The sequence below is a fragment of the Roseateles sp. SL47 genome, assembly GCF_026625885.1.
Taxonomy (GTDB): domain Bacteria; phylum Pseudomonadota; class Gammaproteobacteria; order Burkholderiales; family Burkholderiaceae_C; genus Roseateles.
This window is the reverse complement of the sequence record NZ_CP113068.1, coordinates 932,910-948,729: the sequence shown is the minus strand read 5'-3', so window position 1 is coordinate 948,729 and position 15,820 is coordinate 932,910. Positions and strand designations below refer to the sequence as shown.

Below are 15,820 nucleotides of genomic sequence, written 5' to 3'. Positions count from 1 at the left end.
TCAGTTTGCAGGAAATGTGTTCTTGGCGAAGGGGCTTCAGCCCAGGCTGTCGAGATTGCTCCGGGCGGCATCGCGCAAATAACCCACCAGCCGCCGGGCGGCCTGGGCCAGCGGCGCACTGGCCGAGGTGAGCAGATACAGCTGCACCGACATGGTCGGCATCAGCGCTCGCACCCGCACCCGGCTGCGGTCGGCGGACGCTGCAGTGAACGGGTCCACCACCGTCATGCCCACGCCCGCTTCCACCAATGAGCGCGCCAGTTGATAGGTCTGCACCGTGATGCGGCTGTCCAGATGCTGCCCCAGGGATTCGCCTGCGTGATGGAGCATCTGGCCGAGCGGATCGTCTTCCGCCATGGCAATCAGCTCCGACTGGATTTCAGCCAGCGGCAGTGGGCCGTCACCCTGGGCCTCCGGGCTGTTGAGCGGGCACAGGGCCATCAGCTCGCCAGCGGCCAACACCTCGGCCTTGATGCCGGGATGGCGCGGGTCATGCAGGCTCAGGGCCAGGTCGGCTTCTCCCAGCAGCAGGGCGGAGACGATCTCGCGGGTGTGATGGGTGCTGAGCTGACAGCGGCTCCGCGGGAAGGCCCGGGCCCAGTGCGTCATGGCGGCAGGGATGACGGTCACGCCCAGCGTGGGTGTGGCCATCAGCCGCAGGGATTCGGATTCCCCGGCGCGCAGATTGGCCGCCAGGCGGCGGATGGAGACCAGGTCGCGATTGAGCTTGTCGATCTCCACAAACAGCCGCTGCGCTTCCGGCGTGGGATAGAGCTTGCCGCGCACCCGGTCGAACAGCGGCATGCCCAGCTGCAGCTCGCAATGCTGCAGCACCTTGGTCACCGCCGGTTGGGAGATGTGCAGCAACTGCGCCGCACCGCTGATGGTGCCGGCCTGCATGATGGCGTGGAAGACCTCGATATGGCGCAGCCGCATGGTGGCTTACTCTCGGTAGACGTTCTCGAACATCACCCCGCCATTGGGCTGCATGCGGAAGCCCCGCAGGTCCAGGCTGGTGGGGATGTACACCGTGGAATGGGCCATGGTGATCCAGGGCCGTTCCCGCTTGAAGATCTCCTGCGCCTGCTCATACAGTGCGACTCGGCGAGCCGGGTCCGGTGTGGCCCGGGCGGTATCGATCAGGCGCTCAAACTCCGCATTGCAGAACTTCACGCCGGTCTTGTTGGTGGCGCAGCTGAGGTTGGGGCTGAGGAAGTCGTCGGCATCGCCGCTTTCGCCGGCCCATCCGCTCATGTAGACCGAATGCTCACCGGCATTGGCGCGCTTGAGATATTCGCCCCATTCATAGGTGCGGATCTGCGTCCGCACGCCGATGCGCGCCCAGTCCTGCTGAATCAGTTGGGCCATCAACTGGCCGTTGGGATTGGTCGGCCGGGTGACGGGCAGCGCCCACAGGTCGATGTCCAGACCGTCCGGGTAGCCGGCCTGCTTCAACAGCTCGCGCGCCCGGGCCGGGTTGTATTCATTACGCAGCCGGGTGTTGTAGCCGGGAATGGCGGGCGGGAAGGGATTCACCGCCTGCATGGCATCCCCCCGCGGGAACAGCGCACGGAAGATCGCATCGCGGTCCACCGCGATGTCCAGGGCCTCACGCACCAGCCGGTTGTTGGTGGGCGGCTTGCGCAGGTTGAAGGACAGGTACGAGACATTCAGCGCCTGGATCTTCAGCAACTGGATGCGGTTGGCATGGCGGTCCAGCGCGGCCACGTCGATGTCACGCAGGGGCGAGGTGATCTGGCATTCCCCCGCCAGCAGTTTCTGCACCCGCACCGGTGCTTCGCGGCTGATGCTGAAAATCAGCCGGCGGGTCTTTTGCAGCTCGCCCCAATAGTCCGGGTTGGCCTCCATGCGGACCACATCGTCCTTGGCATAACTGCGAAAGCGGTAGGGGCCGGTGCCCACCGGCAGGCGGTTGATCTGGCTGGCCTGACCCTGCTGCAGCAACCGGGCCCCGTATTCCGCCGACTGGATGCCGGCGAAGGCCATCGCGAAATAGCTGAGGAAGGTGACGTTGGGCTGGTGCAGGGTGAAGCGCACCGTCAGGGGGTCGAGCTTCTCCATCGAGGCCACCGCCTTGGCCAGACCGAGGTTCTGCGGATAGATGAAGGTGGCGGGGAAGGCCTTGTTGAAGGGGTGCGAGGCCTCCAGGAAGCGGCCGAAGGTGAACAGCACGTCATCCGCATTGAAGTCGCGCGTTGGGGTGAACCAGGGCCGCTGGTGGAAATGCACCCCGGGCCGCAGATGGAAAGTGAAGACACGGGCGTCCGGGCTGATCTCCCAGCGGGTGGCCAGCGCGGGTTGCAGGGCCGTGCCCCCCCGTTCAAAGCGGACCAGACCCTGGAAGATCTGGTTGTTGACATTGTTGGTGCTGGCCGAATCCCATAACCCCGGATCAAAGCCTTCCGGGCTGGCGTCGGTGCAGTAGACCAGCGGCTTGTCGGTGGGGGCGGCTGCCTCCGCCTCCCGCCACGGACCGGCCCACGCGCCCCAGAGCAGGGTTGCGGCCATCAGGGCTTGGGGGGGAAGGGAAGGGCAGGCGCATTGGAGAGGGCGGGCGGCGGCCCATTGTCGAAACGGGCGGAAGCGGGTCACAACTGAAATGGCACGCCCAGACCATAACACCGGGTTATGCGCGGCGGGGGGAGGCATGGCGGAGAGCGCACGGCCTTGATGTCGGTGCTGGACACGTCCGTGAAGGCGCGCTGTTTCACTGGCCCTTCAGAGCAGGTCGCAGGCGACCCGGCGCCCATCGATCTCCCGCAGCTCCGGCCGCACTTCAGCGCAGCGCGCCACCGCCATCGGGCAGCGCTGATGGAAGGCGCAGCCACTGGGCGGCCGCAGCGGCGACGGCAGTTCACCCCGGATGGCGATCCGCACGCGGCGGTCCGAGGCCCGCAGCGACGGCGTCGCGCTGATCAGCGCCTGGGTGTAGGGGTGCAGGGGCTGTGCAAAGAGCCGCTGCCGGCTGCCTTGCTCCACCACCCGCCCCAGGTACATCACCATCACCTCATCCGCCACATGCTCCACCACCGACAGGTTGTGGGAGATGAAGACATAAGCCGTGCCATGCGCCTGCTGCAGGTCCATGAACAGGTTGAGGATCTGGGCCTGGATGGAGAGATCCAACGCGGAAGTGGGTTCGTCGGCCACCACGATGCCGGGCTGCAGCACCATGGCCCGCGCAATGGCAATGCGCTGCCGCTGACCGCCGCTGAACATGTGGGGATACCGGCGCAGATGTTCCGGCCGCAGGCCGACCTGCGCCGCCAACGCCTCCACCCGCTCGCGGCGCTCGGCGGCCGTCAGCCGGGTGTTGATCACCAGCGGCTCGGCCAGTGTGGCGGCGATGGTCTTGCGGGGGTTGAGGGCGGCGTAGGGATTCTGGAACACCATCTGCACCTCGCGGCGCAGTGCTTTCTGCTGTGCGTGGGTATGCGGGCCGGCCACATCCTGGTCGCGGATGAACAGTCGTCCGGCCGTGGGTGTTTCGATGAGGGTGAGCGCGCGCGCCAGGGTGGATTTGCCGCAACCGGATTCGCCCACCACGGCCAGTGTGCAGCCCGCCTCCAGCTGGAAGCTCACCCCCTCCAGCGCCCGCACGGTCGCCTTGGGGGAGAACCAGCCTCGGCTGACCGTGTAGTGCCGGGTCAGACCTTCGGCGCGCAGCAGCGGCACAGCCGGGGGCGCTTCAGGAGGACGTGTGTCGGTCATGGCGCGCCTTCCTGCCCGTGGTCCGGTTGGGGTGGGTCCTCGCGTTGGGGCTGCGGTGGCGTGATCGGGAAGAAGCACCGCACCCCCTGGGTCAGCGCCGGACGCTCCGCGCTGCAGCGCGCCTGCACCTGCGGGCAGCGCGGCGCAAACAGGCAGCCCGTTGGCCGATCCGACGCGCCGGGCACCATGCCGGGCAGCGCCTGCAAGCGGCGCGCGCCCCGGCTATGTTCCGGAATGGCCGCCAGCAGCGCCGCAGTGTAGGGATGCCGGGCCTGCTCAAAGACGTCTGGCAGCGGTCCGGTCTCCACCACCTGGCCGGCATACATCACCGCCACCCGCTGGGCCATCTCCGCCACCACGGCGAGGTCATGGGTGATCATCACCAGGGCCATGCCGCGCTCGCGCTGCAGCCGCAGCAGCAGGTCCATCACCTGGGCCTGGATGGTCACGTCCAGCGCCGTGGTCGGCTCGTCGGCAATGAGCAGGCGCGGTGAACAGGCAATGGCCAGGGCAATCATCACCCGCTGGTTCATGCCGCCCGACAGCTCATGCGGATAGGCCTCCAGCCGACGCGCCGCATCGGGAATCTCCACCTGCTGCAGCAGTTCCAGCGCGCGCTGGCGCGCGGCGCGGCCGCGCAGCCCCAGGTGGTGACGCAGCACTTCTTCAATCTGGAAACCGACGGTATAGCTGGGGTTCAGGCTGGCCAGGGCGTCCTGGAACACCATGGCGATATCCCGGCCCACGAGCTGCCGACGTCGTGCGGGCGGCAGGTGCAGAAGGTCCTGCCCTTCGAAGCGCAAGGTGACCGCGCTGACCTGGCCTGGCGGATCCACCAGCCCCATCAGCGCCATCATCGCCACCGACTTGCCGGACCCCGACTCCCCCACGATGCCCAGCACCTCGCCGGCAGCCACCTGCAGGTCCACACCATCGACGGCCGTGAAGCGGCCGAAGTTCACCTGGAGTTGCGAGATCTCCAGCATCAGGCCACCCGCTTGAGCCGTGGGTCCAGCGCATCCCGCAGGCCGTCGCCGATCAGGTTGACGCTCAGCACCGAGGCCAGGATGGCCAGGCCTGGCAAGGTCACCACCCAGGGCGCCCGCACGATGTAGTCCCGCGCGGAGGACAGCATCGTGCCCCACTCCGGCGTGGGGGCCTGTACGCCCAGGCCCAGGAAGCCCAGGCCGGCCGCTTCCAGAATGGCACTGGAGAAGCCCAGCGACGCCTGCACGATCAACGGCGCCAGGCAGTTGGGCAATACCGCCGACCACATCAGCCGCGTGGTGGACGCGCCCGCCAGCCGTGTGGCGGTGACGTAGTCGCGGCCCAGTTCGGTGAGGGCGGCGGCGCGTGTGAGACGCACGTATTCGGGCAGGCTGCCGATGGCAATCGCAATCACCGTGTTGAACAGGCCCGGCCCCAGCACGGTGATGACGCAGATGGCCAGCAGCAGCCCGGGCAGCGCCAGCATCACGTCCATCACGCGCATCACGGCCGGCGACAGCCAGCGCTGGTGAAAGGCCGCCAGCAGGCCGAGCAACACCCCCGGCAGCAGCGACAGCACCACCGACGCCAGCCCGATGCCCAGCGACACGCGGCCGCCATGCAGCAGCCGGCTCAGCAGGTCGCGGCCCAGCTCGTCGGTGCCCAGCAAAAACGGCCGCTGTCCGCCGTCCATCCAGGCGGGGGGCAGCAGCATCTGCATCCGGTATTGATGCACCGGGTCATGCGGCGAGATCCACGGGGCCAGCAGGCAGGCCAGGGCCAGCAGCACAAAAACGATGAAGGCCACCAGCGCGCCCCGGTTGGCCATGAAGCCCTCGGCGGCTTCGCGCCACGGACCCGGCATCGGAGCGGCCATGGCGCCGCCAGCGGGGGAGGCCGGGGGACTCGTCTGCAGGCTCATCGTGCCCCCCGGATGCGTGGATTCACCACGCCATACAGCACATCCACCACCAGGTTGATGAAGATGAAGCAGCAGGCGGAAATCAGGATGCCGGCCTGCACCACCGGATAGTCGCGCCGCGCGATGGCATCGATCAGCCACTTGCCGATGCCCGGCCAGGAGAAGATGGTTTCGGTGAGCACCGCGCCGGCCAGCAGGCTGCCCACCTTCAGGCCGATCACGGTGATGACTGGGATCAGCGCATTGCGCAGCCCATGCACCAGCACCACACGGGCCGGTGTCAGACCGCGGGCGCGGGCGCTGCGCATGTAGTCCTCCCGCAGCACTTCCAGCAGGCTGGACCGGGTCATGCGGGCGATGACGGCCGCATTGGAGGTGGCCAGCACGGCGGCGGGCAGCAGCAGATGCCGCAGGGCGGACCACCAGGCGCCCGGCTCGGGATGCAGGGCGGCATCGATCAGCATGAAGCCGGTGATCCGCTGGATGTCATATTCCACCGCCACCCGGCCGGACACCGGGGTCCAGCCCAGGCCCACCGAGAAGGTCATGATGAGGATCAGGCCCCACCAGAACACCGGCATCGAATAACCGACCGTGGCCAGGCCCATCACCCCCTGGTCCAGCCAGGTGCCCCGACGCAGTGCGGCCGCCATGCCCAGGGCCAGGCCGGTGAAGATGGCAATCACCAGGGCCACCAGCGCCAGTTCGGCGGTGGCGGGAAATAGTGCCAGGAACTCCCGTGACACCGGCTCATGGGAGACCAGCGACTGCCCGAGGTCCCCCTGCAGCAGGCCGCCGACATAGTCGAGATACTGCCGCCACAGGGGTTGATCCAGACCCAGCTCATGCATCATGCGGGCATGCGTGTCGCCATCCAGCGCGCGCTCGCCCATCATGATGGCGACCGGATCCCCCGGCACCAGGCGGATCAGTCCGAATGCCACCAGCGTCACCCCGATCAGGGTGGGCACCAGGGTGGCCAGGCGCTTGAGAAGGAAGTGGAACAAGGGCGTCGGGGTCCCGTTGGGCGTTCAGTCGGGTCAGTCGGGTCAATACGGCGACCGATTGTCCGTGCTGGCCGGGGAGGCCCGCAGCGTCACCATGCCTCCCGGTGTCGTCACCACATCCAGCAGGGCGGCGGTGTCGGCATCCATGTCACCCGCACAGTTGGAGGGCCGGTATTTCATCTGGAAGGTGGCCAGCACTTCGCGGGTGGCGGTGTCCATCACGCCGGTCTGCGGCGTCTGGTAGCCCACCAGCGCCAGCTTCTGCTGGAACCAGGCCACATCCGGCAGCGGCACCACCTGGAACACCGCACGGCGCACGTCCAGCAACGCTGCGTCGGGCCAGGGGATCAGGCCGGCATCGGCCAGCTGTTTCCAGGGGAAGGCGGGGCCCGGGTCCTGCTTGCGACCGGGGGCAATGTCGTTGTGGCCCAGGATGCGGTCCGGGCGGATGCGATGCCGCTCGACAATCTGGCGCACCAGATGGATGACCTCATCCACCTGCTGCTGCGGATAACCGGCATACACACGGCCGGCCGGCGTGTCGGTGAAGCCCGGGTTCACGATCTCGATGCCGATCGACGCGGAATTCAGATTGGTGGCGCCGGCCCAATAGCTCACACCGGCATGCCAGGAGCGCCGGTTTTCATCCACCAGCTGGTAGGTCTTCACCGGGTTGTCGTTCACCAGATAGTGGGCCGACACCTTGCCGCCGGTCGTCAGCACCTTGAGCGACTTGTCGAAGTCGATGGCGGTGTAGTGCAGGATGAGGAACTGCACCCGGCTGTCCTGGTTCTCCGAGACATGGGTGCGGTCGATCTGGTGGGTGGGGGTGGCACAGGCCGCCAGGAAAACGGCGGCAGTGAGGGTCAGCAGGCGGGTGCGAATGTTCATGGGGCGTTCGGTGAGGCAGACCGTGTGCTGCGCAATGTAGCGGAGTGTGCGGCACGCTGGGCGGCAGCCAGGGCGGTGTCCGGTTGGGCCAGGGTGAGGGGCAGGTCGGTGGGCAAGCTTGCGCGCAGGCCTGCGGCAATGGCAGGGTGCAATTGCAGCACACGGCCGGCCGCCGTGATGGGGCGCGGGCCCAACCGGTGGCACAGGGCCAGCGCCAGGCGCGCCAGTTCAGCGCCCGCGCGGTGCAGCAGCGCCAGCGCATCGGGGTCCTGGGCGTGTGCCGCCTGGCCCACGGCCACGGCCAGTTGCCCGATGCTGCCCCGGCGGGAGGCGGCATCCCCCGCGTAGAGAAACTGGCGGCTGATGGCCCAGTCCGCGCCGCCCAGATGCTCAAAAGCATCCGCGCCAACCGGGAGCCCTGCCAGGCCCCCGGGCGTTCATCTTCCCGTCGCCACACCAGGGCCAGCGCTTCGCGGGCGATCCATTGACCCCCCCCTTCGTCCCCGATCAGCGGTCCGCGACCTCCGGCCCGGTGCAGCATGCCGCCGGCATCGATGTGCGCCGCGATGGCGCCGGTGCCGGCGTAGACCAGATAGCCCTCGCCGGGCTGGAAGACGGCATGCCAGGCGGCAGCGATGTCGCTGTTGCAGCGGATGCCGTCCGGGGCAAGGCCGAGGTGCTGGGCCAGCAAGGCGGTCAACTGCCGGCCTGCGGGGCCATCCGGTTCGCCCAGCCCGGTGATGCCAGCCTCCAGCGCGCGCACCCGGCCGGGGCCGGCAGCGGCCCAGACGTCGGCCGCCAACGACTGAAGCGTCTGCGCCAGCGTGACCCGGCCCGCATTGCTGTCCAGCAGCAAGGCGGTGAGGCCGTCCACCGCGCCACGGGCGATGCAGGTGCCGTCGGCGGTGGCCAGGCACCAACGGGTCTGGGTGCCCCCGGCATCGAGGCCCAGGCCAAGGGAAGCAGTGAGGGGCGGGGTGGGACGCATGGCTTTCCGATCGGACGCCAGATTAGGCGGCCCGGCGCCCGCCCGCCACTGTCAATGCAGATCGAAGCTATGAGCTTGAGTCATGGGTGACCGCTGCGCAGGGACGAAAAAAAACCGCGTCGGTGGAACCGGCGCGGTGGGTAGGGAGGCGCAGCCACCAAAGCGGCTGCGCGCTCGCCGAGGATCCTGCAGAGGATCCGGCGGATGCTTAGAAATCGGCGCTGACGCTGATCGAGGTGAAGCGCGGGGCGCCCAGGTAGTAGTAGACCGTGCTGGTGCGCGAACCGTTGTAGGACAGCGCATTGGTCTGCGAACCGCTCGGGTTGCGATAACGCGTGTTGCCGATGTTGCTCACGTTCAGGCGAACCATCACGTTGCTGGCCCAGTTGCCCACGTCGCCGATCTTGTAACCAGCGTCGAAGTCGCCCACGGTGTAGGCCGGCACTTCTTCGTCGTTGGTCATGGTGGCGTACTGGTGGCCGGTGCGCTTGACCTTCAGACGGCCGTAGAACGGACCGTATTCATACTGCACCGACAGGCCCACCATGGTGTGCGGGGTCAGCACGTAGGTCTTGCCAGAGGTCGGCAGCACCACACCGGTGGTGGACGACGTGGCCGCCTTGCCCACCGTCAGATCGTCCTTCATCTCACTGTGTTGCACGGTCAGCGATCCGTAGGCCGAGAAGCCCTTGAACACGCCGGTGCCGGCTTCAAACTCCATGCCGTGCACGTTCACGCGGCCAGCGTTGATGTTGGCCGAGAAGTTCGTGTTCGGGTCGAAGGCGGTGGCCTGACGGTTCTTGAAGTCGGAGTTGAAGTAGGTGGCCGACAGCGAGAGGGCCTTGCTCTGATAGCGGTAGCCGATGTCCGTCATGATGGACGTTTCAGGCTTCAGCTCGGTGATCAGGCTGACATTGCCGGACGCATCGGCCTGCACGTTGATCGACGACGTGGAGTTGGCGAAAGCGTAGTTCGGCGGTGCGCGGAAGTTCTTCGACACGTTCACGAAGACTTGCTGGTTCTTGTCCAGGTTGAAGCGCAGGCCGGCTTGCGGCAGCACGTCGTCGTAGTCGCGCTTCAGCTTGTAGTTGTAGGCGAAGCTTTCGTTGGCGTTGCCGGTGAAGTCGCGGGTGACGTGAGGCGTCCGCAAGCCCAGGGTCAGCATGCCGCGGTCTTCCATGAAGGACCAGTTGTCCATCACGTAGGCCTGATAGGCGGTGCTGACGGTGTACCAGTCGCGGCCTTGGTAGAGGCTGCCGTCGGCGCGGGTGATGTTGCCCGAATCCAGCCACACGCTGGCCAGGTTGCCGTTGTTGTCCACCGTCACGGCGGGCTGGGTCTGACCGTGGCGAGCACGCTCATACCAGAGGCCCAGGCGCAGGTTGTGGTTGCCCAGCTGGGTGTTCACTTCGGTGGTCACACCAGGACGGAAGGTCTTGGTGACGCTGGCGCGGCCGACCAGGACGGTGTCCAGGGTGTCGCCGTCGCCGTTCAGGTCCTTCACGCCGTTGACCTTGCCGGTCGTGGCGTCATAGAAGGCGTTTTCCTTCAGCGTCGTCTGCTGGGTGCCGCCGTTGCCGTAGCCGTACCAGAGGTAGGGCTGGATCTTCAGGTAGGTGTCCGTGGCCAGCTTGAACGAGCCAGACAGCGAAACGATGGCGTTTTCGAAGGGGTTGTTGGCCAGCTTGTAATAGGCCGGCGACGGGGATGAATCCACGTCAGCCTTGCCATTGGTCGGGGTGGTGTGGCCCGGGAACGTCGTCGAGAAATCGCCGTAGTAGCCGTAGGTCTTCAGCTGGGCCAGGCTCAGGCTGTTGATGTTGCTGTTGATGGCGCGGTTGTAGAGCACCGAACCCAGCACCTTGTTGTCTTCGTTGATGTCCCAGCGGAAGGCGGCATCCAAGTGGTCCTTCTTGGCGGAGCCTTCGCCCTTCCATTTGTCAGCTTCGGTGTGCGAGTAGCTCACGAACACCTTGGCGCTGTTGTTGAAGAAGCGGCCGGTGTCGTAGCGCAGGAAGGTGCGGGTGAGGCTGAGCTGGCCCAGAGTCTGGCTGACGCGCACGCGGCGCTTGTCTTCCGGGTCGCAGCTGGTGATGGTCACGTTGCCACCGGTGGCGCCAGCGGCGGGAGAGTCGGAATCCGGGCTGCCCTGGTTCAGCGACTGGGTGCAAAGGTTTTCCTGGTCCGCATATTCCTGCGGATACACAGCGAAGTTACCGGAGTCGTTGACCGGCACGCCGTTGATGGTGAAGCCCAGCTGGTCCGAGTTGAAGCCACGGACGGTCAGGCCGCCGCCGTACAGGCCGGTGGCGTCATAGCTGAAGGTGTTCACACCCGGCAGCAGGGCCAGCGCCTGGTAGGGGTTGCCGGTGGAGCGGTCCTTTTCAGTCGCGGCACGGGTGACGGTGCTGCGCGACTTGGCGGCGTCTTCGTTCAGCATCTGGCCGGTGCCCAGCTTGCCACCCTCGCCGGTGATGACGATGGTGCCCAGACGGACGGCATCTTCCTTGGCGCGAGGCGCGCCGTCGTCTTCCGACTGCTCAGCCTTCTTCTTGCCTTCGTCGGCAGCCATGGCCGGCATCATCACCGCCATGGCAGCGGCGGCGGCCAACGCCGTTTTGCTGAAACCCAACCAATTCTTCTGACTCATTCTTGCGCTCCTGTGCGACGAACCGATTTTTTAGAAAAGAGAAACCACCGAATCCGCGGCTGCATGGAAGGCATCCCTCGCCCCTTCCGGACCTTTTTCGGCAAATCGAAGGGAGGCACCACACCTCGCAAACGTTTTGCATCTCTTGTTGCGGCCCGAAAATCGCGACCGCCGGCCTCTATCAACCAGCCACCCTCTACCTTTGTGAGAAGTCGAAATGCCGACCTCTGCTTGATCTCAAGCAAAAAGCCTACCAGTCGAGTCACAGCCCAGCAATGCGACCAACACCATCGCACTAGGGTTTGCTCCTGTCCTGCTCACTTTGTGCCAGCAGCAGTTTTCCGGCGTGCCGGAACCCGCCTCGGCGATTCACGGACGCGAGTCTCCCGGCCGGATGTTGAAGGTTTGTGACAAGAAATAACAGGCGCCAGCAGACTGACGACACGCAGCAACACTGCGTCAGCGTGCCACCCGTCATTGGCGCCGGTGGCCGCGCAAACCGCCATTCAAGAGGGTTTCCTCGGGGGTTGAGAATCGCCCCTAGAGTCCGTCAGACGTTGCGCGGAATCGACAGTTTGTGTCTGAGCCCAGGCGGGTCAGACGATGAACGTGGCGGCAGGGCCTTCTGAATTCAGCGCGTTGATGGCGCGGACCACCAGGGTTTCGCCGGCCTCGGGCGCAGGCACCCGTCCGTCCGGGGCGATCAGCGCCAGGCGCCACGCCGCCTCGCCGCGGTGCGCGGCGCGTCGCCACAGGGCGAACAAGCGTGCGGGTGCGCCATCCTGGGTCACGAGTTGCAGATCACCGGTGCGCTGGCGCAGCAATTGGACGGGGCCGCAGGGCGGAGCGGACAGCCACTGCGTGGTCGGCGGCAGGGCAGGCTCGGCATAGACACCCTGATGCAGCAAGGTGGTCAGTCCGCGGCGGTTCTGGGCCAGTGGCACCATGCTGAAGTGCAGATGACCGCCGGCGGCAGGGCTGGCCCGGCATATCTCGATCTGCGCCGGGATTTCGTCCGGGGCCCAACCGGCCGCATCGGTCACCGCCTTGCTGGTGAACAGGCCGGGCCAGACATGCCGCTGCTTCCCATTCAAACCCTGCCAGGCGCGCAGCAGCGGCTCAAACGCCTGCGGTTTCTGCGCCCGTGGCCAGTACAGCTGAGGCGCCAGGTAATCCAGCCAGCCCTCGGACAACCAGCGTTCTACGTCCGCATAGAGCTTGTCATATTGGGAGAAGCCTTCAATGCCCGCTGGCCGGAGGGCCGGACGCGGCAATCCGAAGGGGCTGATGCCCAGGCGTGCGGCCGGCCGCAGCTCGCGGACCAGCGCATGCAGACGCTCCACCAGCCGATCGACGTTGTCGCGGCGCCAGTCGGCGCGGCTCAGGCTGCCGCCTTGCGACAGATATCGCTGCCAACTGGGCTCATCCGGAAAGTCGACCTCCTGCTTGGCGGCGTCCTGCACCGGGTAGGGGTAGAAATAGTCGTCGATGTGCAGGCCATCCAACGCGTACCGGGTGAGCAGGTCCCGGCAGACGGCCAGGGTGTGTTCGGCCGCTTCCGGCTCGCCCGGGTCGATCCAGAGTTGATCGCCATAGGTCTTCACCCAATCCGGACGCCTGCGGCTGACATGCTGGGCGGCGGGCGCGGAGCGGCCACCGCTCTGCCGGGCGCGATACGGGTTGATCCAGGCATGCAGCTCCAACCCCCGGGCGTGGGCCTCCGCCAACCACACGGCCAAGGGGTCGTAGCCCGGTGACTGGCCTTGCACGCCGGTGAGATATTCACTCCAGGGTTCCAGCGAAGAGGCATACAGCGCGTCCGCACTGGTGCGCACTTGCAGCACGATGGCATTCAGGCGCAGGTCCCGGGCGGTGTCGAGCAACTGCCGGATTTCGGTGATCTGCTGCTCGGCGGGCAGCCCGCGGCGGCTCGGCCAGTCGATGTTGGCCACCGTGGCCACCCACACGCCCCGAAACTCCCGGGGGACGGCCGGCGGCCCGCTGGCCGGCTCGGTGGTGGGTGGAACCGGCCGGGCGGCCGAGGCGCAACCGGTGAGGACATGGGCGCCCATGCCCAGCGCGGGCCATCCCAGAGCTGCGTGGATCAGACGTCGCCGTTGCATGGGGTCAGGGTTCCTCAAGTGGGGAGTACTGTCAGAGACTGACGGGTGCCGGACGATACCCCGGGTGGCGGCAGGTCCAGCCGTATCAGGCCTCAGCTTGCTTCTTGCCAAACCCTTCCGGTACCCGGATCTGGGCCGTCATGATCAGAGCCGGCACGGCCGCCACCAGCACCCACCCAAAGAAGTGCAGGTACCCCAGCTGATCCTGCAGCCAGCCGCTCCACATGCCGGGCACCATCATGCCCAGGGCCATGAACCCGGTACACAGCGCATAGTGCGCCGTCTTGTGCGGGCCCTCGGCCACCAGGATCATGAACATCAGGTAGGCGGTGAAGCCGAGGCCATAACCGAACTGTTCCACCGCCAGCGCGGCGCAGATGATCCACAACGAGCCCGGATGGCTCCAGGCCATCGCCAGGAACACGACATTGGGCAGATGCATGGCCAGCACCAGGGGCCACAACGCCCGCTTCAGGCCGACCTTGGAAATGATCCAGCCGCCCAGCAGCCCACCCAGGGTCAGTGCCACAAGGCCCACGGTGCCGTAGGCCAGGCCCACGGCCTTGTTGTCCAGCCCGAGCCCGCCGACGCTGACCGGATCCAACAAAAAGGGGGTGGCGAGTTTCAGCAGCTGCGCTTCCGGAAATCGGTAGAGCAGCAGAAAGCCGATGATCACCGCCAGCCCGGGCTTGCGGAAGAACTCGGCAAAGATGGCAAAGAAATGCCGCCACTGGCGGTCGGCGCGGGGCGCGGGGGTGTCCGGGGCCGGCCGGGGCAGGCGCCAGGCGTGGAAGACCGCCAGGCCGATCAACACCGCTGCCACCAGCGCCAGCACGGTTTGCCAGGCGTGAGCCCAATCCTGCCCTTCTTCATGCAGCTCGCCCGCCAGCCACACCATGCCACCGTTGCAGGCGATATTGGCCAGCCGGTAGAAGGTGGACCGCACCCCCACAAAGGCTGCCTGCTGATGCTGTGGAAGCGCCAGCATGTAAAAGCCATCGGCGGCAATGTCATGGGAGGCCGATGCAAAGGCCATCAACCAGAACATCGCCAGCGAGAGTTGGAAGAAGTGGTTCATCGGCAGCGTCAGCGCCACGGCCGCCAATGCGGCGCCCATGCCCAGCTGCAGCAGCGTGGTCCACAAGCGCTTGGTGCCAAACATTTCCACCAGGGGCGACCACAGCGGCTTGATCACCCACGGCAGGTAAAGCCCGCTGGTGTAGAGGGCCAGGTCGGTGTTGGACACCGACATGTTCTTGTAGATGACGGTAGAGAGCGACATCACCACCACATAGGGAATGCCCTGCACAAAATAGAGCGAGGGCACCCATCCCCAGGGGGCGCGGGCGGGGGCGGTGCTGGACACGGTGGAGGGCGGCTGGGGAGTGGGGAGGGGGGAAGAAGCGGGCGGGGAGGATGGGGGCGGGGAAGATGGGGGCTGGGAAGATGGGGGCTGGGAAGGTGTGGATTCGGCCTGCATGGACGAAGTGTCTCACCGCCCATGCCGTGGGCGCTGAAGGACGATCACTGCCGGGCCAAGGCCCGGCGCACGTTGCCGGCGTGGTGGTCCAGCAGCGCAGCCGCCTGCTCGGCGGGCAACTGCTTGAGCAGCATCACGACCGCCGTTTTCACACTGAAGTTGCAGTGTTCCAGGGCCTGGCGGGCGCTGGGCTCATCCACACCGGCGGCCCGCATCGTCAGGGCCACCGCGCGGCGCACCAGCTTGGCATTGGTGGCCTTCATGTCCACCATCAGGTTGCCGTAGACCTTGTGCAGCCGGACCATCAGGGCGCTGGAGAAGCTGTTGAGGGCGATCTTCTGCGCCGTGCCCGCTTTGAGCCGGGTGCTGCCGGAGATGATCTCGGCGCCGGTGTCCAGCAGGATGGGATGGTCGCTCGCCGCCAGCACGGCAGCGCCGGCGTTGTTGGCCAGGCCCACCGTCAGGCACCCCGCCTGGCGGGCAGCGGCCAAGGCGCCCAGCACGTAGGGGGTCTGGCCGGAAGCGGCAATGGCCAGCAGCACATCATTCGGGCCGGGTTGGACGGCCTCGAGGTCCTTCTGGCCTTGCAGCGTGTTGTCCTCCGCCCCTTCCACCGCCATGAACATCGCAGATTCACCGCCAGCGATCAGCGCCACCGCGCGCTCGGCCGGCCAGGAAAAGGTGGGGGTGAGTTCCACGCTGTCCAGCACACCCAGCCGCCCGGAGGTGCCGGCGCCGGCATACAGCAACCGGCCCCCCGCCGCCATGCGCGGCACCGCAGCTTCGACGGCAGCGGCCAGCGCGGGGCCTGCGGCACGCACGGCGTCCAGCGCGGTTTGCTGGTCGTCCACCAAGGCCTCCACCAACCGGACACTGTCGTAGAGGTCCAGGTCCGGATGCCGCTGGCTGGGGGTCTCGGTATTGAGGATGTTGAGCATGGCGCCGCCACTCTAGTCTGCGCGGCGGGTGTCGGCCAATACAAGGGGCCGCTGTCGCCATAACCGGTGGTAATCCGGGCATGAGGGGCGGGCACTCACCGA

Annotated in this window: 12 protein-coding genes and 1 pseudogene; all 13 read right to left on the bottom strand. The window is 66.9% G+C overall.

Features of this window, described 5'->3' with window-relative positions; genetic code table 11:
- Window positions 1-36: 36 nt before the first annotated feature.
- Window positions 37-936: a LysR family transcriptional regulator gene (locus OU995_RS04060; protein WP_267834156.1), complete on the bottom strand. Its 900-nt coding sequence runs from the start codon at window positions 934-936 to the stop codon at window positions 37-39.
- 6 nt (window positions 937-942) lie between these two features.
- Entirely contained in the window at window positions 943-2,529 is a 1,587-nt protein-coding gene (locus tag OU995_RS04055) for an ABC transporter substrate-binding protein (RefSeq protein ID WP_267834155.1), read from the bottom strand.
- Window positions 2,530-2,739: 210 nt separating this feature from the next.
- Complete coding sequence (locus OU995_RS04050; RefSeq protein WP_267834153.1) at window positions 2,740-3,732, bottom strand: dipeptide ABC transporter ATP-binding protein; 993 nt, start codon at window positions 3,730-3,732, stop codon at window positions 2,740-2,742.
- A complete protein-coding gene (locus OU995_RS04045) occupies window positions 3,729-4,718 on the bottom strand; it encodes an ABC transporter ATP-binding protein (protein ID WP_267834152.1) in 990 nt (329 codons plus the stop codon). Before OU995_RS04045 ends, OU995_RS04050 begins: the two co-directional genes overlap by 4 nt.
- The gene (locus OU995_RS04040; RefSeq protein ID WP_420714807.1) at window positions 4,718-5,641 is read right to left on the bottom strand and encodes an ABC transporter permease; all 924 of its coding nucleotides are present in this window, start codon (window positions 5,639-5,641) and stop codon (window positions 4,718-4,720) included. The genes OU995_RS04045 and OU995_RS04040 overlap by 1 nt, the downstream gene beginning before the upstream one ends.
- Window positions 5,638-6,648 carry an ABC transporter permease gene (locus OU995_RS04035; RefSeq protein WP_267834149.1) on the bottom strand — a complete coding sequence of 337 codons (1,011 nt, stop codon included), beginning with the start codon at window positions 6,646-6,648 and terminating at the stop codon, window positions 5,638-5,640. Before OU995_RS04035 ends, OU995_RS04040 begins: the two co-directional genes overlap by 4 nt.
- A gap of 42 nt (window positions 6,649-6,690) precedes the next feature.
- Complete coding sequence (locus OU995_RS04030) at window positions 6,691-7,539, bottom strand: N-acetylmuramoyl-L-alanine amidase (RefSeq protein ID WP_267834147.1); 849 nt, start codon at window positions 7,537-7,539, stop codon at window positions 6,691-6,693.
- On the bottom strand, window positions 7,536-7,838 hold the full coding sequence (locus OU995_RS04025) for a hypothetical protein (RefSeq protein WP_267834146.1): 303 nt from the start codon (window positions 7,836-7,838) through the stop codon (window positions 7,536-7,538). Before OU995_RS04025 ends, OU995_RS04030 begins: the two co-directional genes overlap by 4 nt.
- Before the next feature lie 194 nt (window positions 7,839-8,032).
- Window positions 8,033-8,527, bottom strand: a pseudogene (locus tag OU995_RS27540) (ATPase); the annotation flags it as partial.
- A gap of 208 nt (window positions 8,528-8,735) precedes the next feature.
- On the bottom strand, window positions 8,736-11,177 hold the full coding sequence (locus tag OU995_RS04015; protein ID WP_267834143.1) for a TonB-dependent receptor: 2,442 nt from the start codon (window positions 11,175-11,177) through the stop codon (window positions 8,736-8,738).
- 596 nt (window positions 11,178-11,773) lie between these two features.
- Window positions 11,774-13,300 carry a glycoside hydrolase family 10 protein gene (locus OU995_RS04010; RefSeq protein ID WP_267834142.1) on the bottom strand — a complete coding sequence of 509 codons (1,527 nt, stop codon included), beginning with the start codon at window positions 13,298-13,300 and terminating at the stop codon, window positions 11,774-11,776.
- An 85-nt stretch (window positions 13,301-13,385) separates the two neighbouring features.
- Window positions 13,386-14,666, bottom strand: a complete 1,281-nt coding sequence (locus OU995_RS04005; protein WP_267834140.1) for an MFS transporter — start codon at window positions 14,664-14,666, stop codon at window positions 13,386-13,388.
- A gap of 158 nt (window positions 14,667-14,824) precedes the next feature.
- Window positions 14,825-15,709, bottom strand: a complete 885-nt coding sequence (murQ, locus tag OU995_RS04000; RefSeq protein ID WP_267836168.1) for an N-acetylmuramic acid 6-phosphate etherase — start codon at window positions 15,707-15,709, stop codon at window positions 14,825-14,827.
- Between the last annotated feature and the right edge of the window lie 111 nt (window positions 15,710-15,820).